Source organism: Seohaeicola sp. 4SK31 (assembly GCF_028802875.1).
Lineage (GTDB): Bacteria > Pseudomonadota > Alphaproteobacteria > Rhodobacterales > Rhodobacteraceae > Seohaeicola.
Map to the genome: position 1 here is coordinate 96,142 of NZ_JARAMP010000016.1, position 7,564 is coordinate 103,705.

Annotated in this window: 6 protein-coding genes and 1 pseudogene; 6 read left to right on the forward strand and 1 reads right to left on the reverse strand. The window is 64.5% G+C overall.

Annotated elements, in window-relative coordinates:
• Positions 1 to 155: 155 nt before the first annotated feature.
• Entirely contained in the window at positions 156 to 617 is a 462-nt protein-coding gene (locus PVW27_RS14445) for an Lrp/AsnC family transcriptional regulator (RefSeq protein ID WP_274558847.1), read from the forward strand.
• Between the two features lie 39 nt (positions 618 to 656).
• Here the strand turns inward: PVW27_RS14445 and PVW27_RS14450 are convergent, their stop codons facing one another.
• The gene (locus tag PVW27_RS14450; protein ID WP_274558849.1) at positions 657 to 1,844 is read right to left on the reverse strand and encodes a cytochrome P450; all 1,188 of its coding nucleotides are present in this window, start codon (positions 1,842 to 1,844) and stop codon (positions 657 to 659) included.
• A 60-nt stretch (positions 1,845 to 1,904) separates the two neighbouring features.
• Between PVW27_RS14450 and PVW27_RS14455 the strand changes: the two genes are divergently transcribed.
• The 5 genes and pseudogenes from PVW27_RS14455 to PVW27_RS14475 all read left to right on the forward strand — a co-directional run.
• A complete protein-coding gene (locus PVW27_RS14455; RefSeq protein ID WP_274558851.1) occupies positions 1,905 to 3,674 on the forward strand; it encodes an ATP-binding protein in 1,770 nt (589 codons plus the stop codon).
• Positions 3,671 to 4,909, forward strand: coding sequence for a sigma-54-dependent transcriptional regulator (locus tag PVW27_RS14460; RefSeq protein WP_274558853.1), 1,239 nt, complete (start codon positions 3,671 to 3,673; stop codon positions 4,907 to 4,909). Before PVW27_RS14455 ends, PVW27_RS14460 begins: the two co-directional genes overlap by 4 nt.
• Before the next feature lie 289 nt (positions 4,910 to 5,198).
• On the forward strand, positions 5,199 to 6,194 hold the full coding sequence (locus PVW27_RS14465) for a TRAP transporter substrate-binding protein (protein WP_274558854.1): 996 nt from the start codon (positions 5,199 to 5,201) through the stop codon (positions 6,192 to 6,194).
• Positions 6,195 to 6,290: 96 nt separating this feature from the next.
• The gene (locus tag PVW27_RS14470) at positions 6,291 to 6,983 is read left to right on the forward strand and encodes a TRAP transporter small permease (RefSeq protein ID WP_274558856.1); all 693 of its coding nucleotides are present in this window, start codon (positions 6,291 to 6,293) and stop codon (positions 6,981 to 6,983) included.
• 3 nt (positions 6,984 to 6,986) lie between these two features.
• Positions 6,987 to 7,442 (forward strand): annotated as a pseudogene (locus tag PVW27_RS14475) (TRAP transporter large permease subunit); the annotation flags it as partial.
• Positions 7,443 to 7,564: the final 122 nt, after the last annotated feature.

A 7,564-nucleotide genomic window follows, 5' to 3' on the forward strand; every position in this document is an offset into this window, starting at 1 on the left:
CAAGGGGGCGCGCCCCTGTCAGCTTTCGGTTTGACCTTTCCGGCAATATAGGAAATATTTCCTATCAAGCGCCAGTATCCACGACAGATAAGGAACGTTGTTTCCTGTGGCGGATGATGGCGTAATGATTTTCCACTTGAGCGGAGATAATGGAAATGTCGATCCGACTGGATGCCACCGACCGGAAAATTCTGGCAGAGTTGCAGCGCGACGCGGGGCAATCGCTGGATGAAATCGCCAAACAGGTCGGGTCCTCCAAGACACCCGTCTGGAACCGCATCCGCAAGATGCGCGAGGCCGGGATCATGGGGGCGCAGACCGTCATCCTCGATGCCGAGGCGCTGGGGTTCGAGGCCTGCTTCTTCGTGCTGATCCGCACGTCAGAGCATGAGGCGACATGGCAGGCGGCCTTCCTCAAGGCGCTGCAAAAACGTCCCGAGGTGCAGGAGGCGCATCGTCTGGCGGGCGATATCGACTATATCCTCAAGGTCCGGGTCAAGAATGCGCGCGCCTATGATGCCTTCTATCAGGCGCTGATTTCCGAGGTGAAGGTGCATAACGTGACGGCGTTGTTGTCGATGGAGGAGATCAAATCGACGACGGCTCTGCCGTTGTGAGGGCGGGGCCGGATATTTTCAGCAAAAAGAAGCAGGACGTCAAACGCGGACCATCAGGCGGCTGAGACCGTGGAAATGATAGCTGTCGGCAAAGCGTGGCTGGCCTGACAGGCGCAGGTCCGGGCAGCGGTCGAAGAGCGTCTTGAGCGCGATCTGCAATTCCAGTCGCGCCAGCGGCGCGCCGACGCAGAAATGCAGCCCGGCGCCAAAGGCCGCGTTGGCTTTCGCGGGCCGCGCGGGATCGAAACGGTCGGGGTTCTGCCAATGGGCAGGGTCGCGGTTTGCGGCGCCCAGCAGCAATCCGATCCGGTCACCGCGCCGGAAGGTGTGGCCGTTCAACTCCACATCCTCATAAGCGTAGCGGGTGAACATGTGGAGCGGCGGGTCAAGGCGCAGGAGTTCCTCGACCGTGGCCGCGATCCGGTCGGGCGTCAGATGAGCGCGCGGATCGCGCTGGGCCAGCAGCAGGCGGGTGGCATTGCCGATACTGTGCACCGTTGCCTCATGCCCGGCGTTCAGGAGCAGAATGCAGGTCGAAATCAGCTCTGGCGTGGACAGGCGCGCGCCGTCTTCCTCGGCGGCGATCAGTTGGGTGATCAGATCATCGCCGGGCATCGTGCGGCGCTGGTCGATATAGTCGGTCAGAAAGGCGGTGAAGGCGATGGCGGCGCCTGCCGCCTCATCCTCCATCCGGCGGGTGCGCCTGGCCTGATACATGCCCACCATGGCGTTGGACCATGACAGCAGGTCATCGGCGCGGCTTTCCGGCACGCCCAGAAGCCGCGCGATCGTGATGACAGGGATCAGCCGCGCATAGGCGGGCAGCAGGTCGAAAGCCACGTCCTGCGGGAAAGCGTCGATCAGCCGATGGCACAAGGCTGTGAGTCCGGGGGCCAGATCCGCGATGCGCTGCGTGGTGAAGGCGCGCAGCACCAGCCCGCGCAGGCGGGTGTGGCGGGGTGGCTCCAGTTCCAGCATCGAATGATCCTCGATCGCGTAGAACGGCGCCAAATGCGCAGGCGGCGGGCTTGCCTGTTCCGCGGGGATCTCGCGCCCGAAGCGGCGGTCGCGCAGCACGACATTGACGCTGGCATAGGACAGCGCGCAGGGCATGGCGTATTCTTCCCACCAGACCAGCGCGCCACCGGCCGCGCGGGCACGGGCATAGGCGGGGTAGGGATTCTGCACGAAGGCAGGGTCGGTCGGGGATTGGGCAAAGCGATACATGCAACAAGGGATGCCCGACAGCACTGGTCAAGACAAGGGCGGCGCGGATAGATTGGAGCCATGAGACAAGACACCGCCCGCCGCCTTGCGGTCTTCGCCCTGTTCGTGATGGCCGTTGCCGCCTTTTCGGCGGCGGTCTGGCGCACGGGCTATGGTCAGGCGCTGGATCAGGCGGCACAGCGTGGCGAGGCGGATCTTCTGCTGGCGACAGACCGGCTGACCGGGCAGTTGCAGCTTTACCAGCAGCTTGCCGTGATCATGGCGGCGCATCCATCCCTGGCCGAGGCGCTGCGGCTGGGGGACGGCGAGGCTGTGCGCGCCATCCTTGTGGCGACCGCCGACAAGACCGGGGCGCTGGATGTGCAACTGGCTGACCGTGACGGTCGCGTGCTGGCGACGGCGAACGGGATGAATGACAGCGGGCTGGCCGACAGCGCCTATTTCCGGCGCGCCATGACGGGGGCGCTGGGCGAGGGGCACGGGATCAATCCCGTGGGCGGGCAGCGCAGCTATACCTTCGCGGCCCCGATCTTTGGCGCGGATGCGCAGGTCAAGGGTGCGGTCATGGTGCTGGCGGATATCGGTCTGGTCGAGGCCGAATGGCGCGGCGCGCGGCCCACGGTGTTCTTCACCGATTCGGATGGTCTGGTTTTCATCACCAATCGCTCGGAATTGCTGTTCTGGAAGCGCGCGCCCGGTCAGATCGGCCTGTCGCCGCCTTCGGGTGTGGCGGGAGAGTTCTCTTTCCTGCAACGGGGCGCGCACATGATCTGGCGCGAACGCTGGAGCCCTTATATCCCGGCCCGTGCCCTGCATCTGGCCCGCGATCTGCCGGTGATCGGCATGCGGGCCGAGGCGCTTGTGGACGTTGAACCGGCCCGACGTCTGGCGACCTTGCAGGCGGGGCTGGTGGCGGCGGTCTGTCTGGCCTTCGGGGCGCTGCTGTTTCTGGCGACCGAGCGGCGTCGCACATTGGCGCTGGCCAATGCCAAGCTGGAAGGCCGCGTGGCCGAGCGCACGCGCGAGCTGTCCGGGGCGAATGCCGCGCTGCGCCGCGAGGTGGCCGAACGCACCGCCGCCGAGGTCGCGCTGAAGAAGGTGCAGGATGATCTGGTGCAGGCGGGCAAGCTCTCGGCCCTTGGCCAGATGAGCGCGGGCATCAGCCACGAGTTGAACCAGCCGCTGATGGCGATCCGGCAATATGCCGAGAATGGCGTGGGGCTGCTGGAACGGGGCAAAACCGATGTTGCGGTCCAGAACCTGCGGCGGATCGGGGATCTGGCGCATCGCATGGCGCGCATCATCCGCAATCTGCGCGCCTTTGCCCGGCAGGAAAGCGAGCCGATGGGGCGGGTCGATCTGGTCGCTGTGATCAATGCAACGCTGGAACTGTCCGAGACGCGCCTGTCGCGCGACGGCGTGACGGTGGAATGGACGCCGCCCGCGCCGCTGCATGTCATCGGGGGCGAGGTGCGGCTGGGACAGGTGGTGCTGAACCTGATCGGCAATGCCGCTGACGCGATGGCGGGGCTGGAGGAGCGCCGTATCAGCCTGTCCCTGCGCCGCGAGGAGCAGCGTGTCGTTCTGGAAGTGGCCGATACCGGGCCGGGAATCGAAGAACCCGAGAAGATCTTTGAGCCCTTCTACACGACCAAGGCGGTCGGTGCCGCCGAGGGCATGGGTCTGGGCCTGTCGATCTCTTACGGGTTGGTGCAAAGCTTCGGCGGCGCGATCCGGGGGCGCAACCGGCCCGAAGGCGGCGCGGTCTTCACGGTCGAATTGACAGCCGCCGCCACGGACACCCCCGCACGATCCGAGGCGGCAGGATGATCCGGCAGGTCCTGATCGTCGATGATGATGTCGCCGTGCGCGAGGCGCTGGCGCAGACGCTGGAACTGGCCGATTACAGCCCGCGCGTCACCGGAAGTTTCATCGAGGCCAAGGATCACATCTCGGACGCGTTCGAGGGGGTGATCCTGTCGGATATCCGCATGCCGGGGCGGGACGGGTTCTTTCTGCTGGATCACACGCAGAAACTCGACCCCGACCTGCCGGTGATCCTGTTGACCGGCGAGGGCGATATCCCGATGGCGGTGCGTGCCATGGGGCAGGGGGCCTTCGGTTTTCTGGAGAAACCCTGCGCCGCCGCCGATCTACTGGCCGAGGTGGAACGCGCCCTCAAGACCCGCGCGCTTGTGCTGGAGAACCGTCGCCTCAAGGCGCAACTGGAAGCGGGCGATCCCGCCGCGCGGATGCTGTTCGGCACGTCGGCCCTTGCCGAAGGCCTGCGCGACCGCGTGCGGGCGGTGGCCCGGACCCGCGCCGAGGTGCTGGTGAGCGGTCCTCCCGGCAGCGGGATATCCAAGGTGGCCGAAGTGATCCATCTGTGTTCCGCGCAGGCCAAGGGTCCGTTCGTCAAGACACCGGCCGCCGGGCTTGATCCCTCAGGGCTGGTGCAGGCGCTGGACAGCGCCACGGGCGGCAGCCTGTTTCTGGACGAGTTGGGCGCAATGCCCGCCGAGACGCAATTCGCCCTGCTGGATCATCTGGAGCAGGAGGGGGAAGTGCGCCTGATCGCGGGCAGCAGCGGCGATCTTGTGGAACTGGTCGCGCGGGGGCGGTTGAACCCGGATCTCTACTATCGGCTGGACGTCATGCCGGTGCGGATTCCGTCGCTGGGCGAGCGGCGCGAGGATATTCCGGTGCTCTTTCGCCAATATGTCGCTCAGGCCAGCGAGCAGGCCGGTCTGACCCCGCCACCGATCGGCCCCGAGGTGATCGGCGCGCTGATGGCACGGGACTGGCCGGGCAATGCGCGTGCGCTGATGTCGGCGGCAATGCGGTTTGCGCTGGGTCTGGGCGAGGGGCAAGGGCCCGAGACCGGTCATGGTCCCGGTCTGGGGCTGGCCGAACAGATGGCGCAGGTCGAACGCTCGCTTCTGGTGGCGGCGCTGCGGCGGCAGCATGGCCGGGCCGCCGATGCGGCACGCGATCTGAAACTGCCGCGCAAGACCTTTTACGACAAGCTGGCGCGCTATGGCCTGAAACCCGAGGAGTTCCGCTGAGTCGGCCATGACTGCGGACCTGCGATTCGGCGCCTGATTCGGTGAGGACTGTGCGGATTCTCGCAAATTTCCGCCGATCCCTGTGCGGATTTCCGCACAAGCTGCAACTGTCGCATGGCTGACATGTTGTCAGTGCATGGCCAAGCCTCTCAAAAACCTTGGTTTTCTCGAACCGCCCAGAAACTTTGCACATTTGCTTGAGTCGTGCGTCATCGAAGTCAGAGTCTGCAGCGCAGTGCCTCTTTCAGGGGGCGCAGAATGCAACGTCTCAATCTGGGAGGAGAGACCTATGAAATTCCTGACATCCGCCGCCATGGCGCTGGCCCTGACCGTCACTGCAGGGGCCGCCGCCGCTGCCTGTGATCCGGGCGAAATCGTCATCAAGTTCAGCCATGTGACCAACTCGGACAAGCACCCCAAAGGGATCGCCGCGACCCTGTTCGCCGAGCGTGTGAACACCGAGATGAACGGCAAGGCCTGCATGGAGGTCTTCCCGAACTCCACGCTCTACACCGACGAGAAGGTGCTGGAAGCGATGCTGCAGGGTGACGTGCAGTTCGCCGCCCCCTCGCTGTCGCTGTTCGAGCCCATCACAAAGGCATTCCGCCTGTTCGACCTGCCTTTCATGTTCAAGGATATCGCCGCCGTTGACGCGTTCCAGGCATCGGGCACCGGTCAGGAGATGCTGCAGTCGATGACCCGCCGCGGCGTTCTGGGCATGGGCTTCTGGCACAATGGCATGAAGCAGTTCTCGGCCAACAAGCCGCTGATCCTGCCTGAAGACGCCAAGGGCCTGAAATTCCGCGTGCAGCCCTCTGACGTGCTGGTCGCGCAGATGAACGCGCTGGGGGCCACCGCACAGCCGATGGCCTTTGCCGAGGTTTACGGCGCGCTGCAGACCGGCGTTGTGGATGGACAGGAGAACAGCTGGTCCAACATCTATGGCCAGAAGTTCTTCGAAGTGCAGGACGGCATCACCGAAACCAACCATGGCATCATCGACTATATGGTCGTGACCAGTGTTGACTGGTGGGAATCGCTGGACGCGGATGTCCGTGATCAGCTGAAAACCATTCTGGATGAAGTCACCGCCGAGCGGAACGCCGCCGTTCTGGAAGTCGACAATCAGGCCCGTCAGGCGATCCTGGATGCCGGCAGCAAGATCGTCGAGTTGACACCCGAGCAGCGCGCTGCATGGGTCGAGGCGATGAAACCCGTCTGGGCACAGTTCGAGGAAGAAGTCGGCGCCGACAACATCGCGGCAGCGCAGACGTTCAACAACTGATCCCACGGATCACTCGGGGCGCGCGGCCATGCGTGGCGCGCCCCACCGTTCCGCCTGCGGAACATCCAATTCATGACAACAACAGGGGGACTGCCGATGTCTGGGCCTGGCCGATACGAGCCGCGCAGCATGCTGGGGAAGGTCGTGCATGAGTTCGAGGAAACGGCGATTGCCGTGATGCTCGGGGCGATGACGATCCTGACCTTCGTCAACGTGATCATGCGTTACGTGTTCAACTCGATGGTGATCTGGGGGCTTGAGGTCGTTCTGATCCTCTTTTCCTGGCTGGTCCTGTTCGGGATCGCCTATGCCTTCAAGGTCACGGCGAATCTGGGTGTGGACGCGATCATCTCGGTCGTTTCGCCGCGCGCCCGCTATGTTCTGGCGCTGCTGTCGGCGGCGTGCTGCATCGTCTATGCCCTGCTGATCGCCAAGGGGGCCTGGGATTACTGGGCGCCCTTCGCCGGGTTGCAGCAAACAACGGGCCACTGGTTTCCGACCGGCTTTGACCCCAATACCCGCGACCGCGCCTTCTTCGAGACCGATCAGGTGCCGATGCTGGAATGGCTGCGCTGGCTGGAGGATGCCATCAACCAAGGCGAAAGCTACTCCAAGATGCCGCGCATGGTGCCCTATCTGATCCTGCCCGTGGCCGCGGCACTGATGCTGTTCCGCATCATCCAGGTGACCATCCGCATCGTGAAGGGCGAGCAGCATAGCATGATCGTCAGCCACGAGGTCGAGGACGCGCTGGACGAGATCGCCAAAACCCGTCGCGGACAGGAGTAAACCATGGACGTCTTTATCCTTTTCGCGATGGTCATCGGCCTGATGCTGATCGGCGTGCCGATTGCCGTGTCCCTTGGCCTGTCCTCGATCCTGTTCATGCTGGCGCTCAGCGACACCTCGCTCGCGGCCGTGGCGGCCTCGCTTTATAACGGCATGGCCGGGCATTACACGCTGCTGGCGATCCCGTTCTTCGTGCTGGCCTCCAGCTTCATGTCCACGGGCGGCGTGGCGCGGCGGATCATCCGCTTTTCCATCGCACTGGTGGGCCATCTGCCGGGCGGTCTGGCGATTGCGGGCGTCTTTGCCTGCATGATGTTCGCGGCCTTGTCGGGCTCCAGCCCTGCCACGGTGGTGGCCATCGGCACGATCGTGATCGCGGGCATGCGGCAGGTGGGCTATACCCGCGATTTCGCCGCCGGTGTGATCGCCGTCGCCGGCACGCTGGGCATCCTGATCCCGGCTCTGTTGCACAAATCGGCTGATCGCCGAAGTTCCCCTTTCCCTGGACAGACTTATCCCACGGTCTCTGTGACGGGTATGCCGAGTGCGGTGTAGCCGTTCAGGATGGCGATGCGGACCTG

What these genes read in the sequence shown, in the direction of transcription:
- PVW27_RS14445 (WP_274558847.1), top strand. Translation starts at nt 156, where the DNA reads ATGTCGATCCGACTGGATGCCACCGACCGGAAAATTCTGGCAGAGTTG.
- PVW27_RS14450 (WP_274558849.1), bottom strand. Translation starts at nt 1,844, where the DNA reads ATGTATCGCTTTGCCCAATCCCCGACCGACCCTGCCTTCGTGCAGAAT.
- PVW27_RS14455 (WP_274558851.1), top strand. Translation starts at nt 1,905, where the DNA reads ATGAGACAAGACACCGCCCGCCGCCTTGCGGTCTTCGCCCTGTTCGTG.
- PVW27_RS14460 (WP_274558853.1), top strand. Translation starts at nt 3,671, where the DNA reads ATGATCCGGCAGGTCCTGATCGTCGATGATGATGTCGCCGTGCGCGAG.
- PVW27_RS14465 (WP_274558854.1), top strand. Translation starts at nt 5,199, where the DNA reads ATGAAATTCCTGACATCCGCCGCCATGGCGCTGGCCCTGACCGTCACT.
- PVW27_RS14470 (WP_274558856.1), top strand. Translation starts at nt 6,291, where the DNA reads ATGTCTGGGCCTGGCCGATACGAGCCGCGCAGCATGCTGGGGAAGGTC.